The following is a 670-nucleotide window of genomic DNA, read 5'->3' as shown; positions in this document are numbered from 1 at the left end:
TGACACCAAAGAAAACTTAAACCTACGCGCTGCCTTTTTACATGTATTAGGTGACCTTCTTGGATCTGTCGGCGCCATTATCGCGGCCTTACTCATTATGTTTTTCAACTGGGGATGGGCGGACCCACTAGCTAGTGTTATTGTTGCTATTCTCGTATTGATCAGTGGGTGGAGGGTCACAAAAGATGCCATCCATGTATTAATGGAAGGTACTCCCAAAAATGTTGATTTGGATGAAATAATAAAGTTAATGAAAAATGTACCGGGAATAATGGGTATTCATGATTTACATGTATGGAGTATTACGAGTGGGCAAAACGCTCTTTCTTGTCATGCAGTTGTAGATGGTGATTTATCTATTCAAGAAAGTCAGGAATTATTATTATCAATCGAACACGAATTGGAGCACAAGGGCGTGGGACATGTAACCATTCAAATGGAAAATAAAGAACATCCACATGATGATTCGCTGATGTGTCAAAATGAACAAGAATCTTCCTCTCGTCAGCATAATCACGATCATTAGAAAAGTTTATTAAAATTGGATTAATGCCTTCACCGAAAAATTCGATGAAGGCATTTTTCCTAATTACATTACTTAAATTTCCTAATTTCGAAGTTTTTATAACAATTGGTAGCTTTGACTTATTTTATATAGAAGAAATGGTAT

Annotated in this window: 1 protein-coding gene; it reads left to right on the top strand. The window is 36.4% G+C overall.

Annotated elements, in window-relative coordinates:
* On the top strand, positions 1–526 hold a 526-nt coding region (locus tag AC3G7N_RS21265), incomplete at its 5' end, for a cation diffusion facilitator family transporter (RefSeq protein ID WP_489424131.1).
* Positions 527–670 lie beyond the last annotated feature (144 nt).

It is taken from the genome of Virgibacillus carmonensis, from assembly GCF_057836705.1.
The sequence above is the reverse complement of the archived record's forward strand: the minus strand, read 5'-3'. Positions and strand labels throughout refer to the sequence as shown.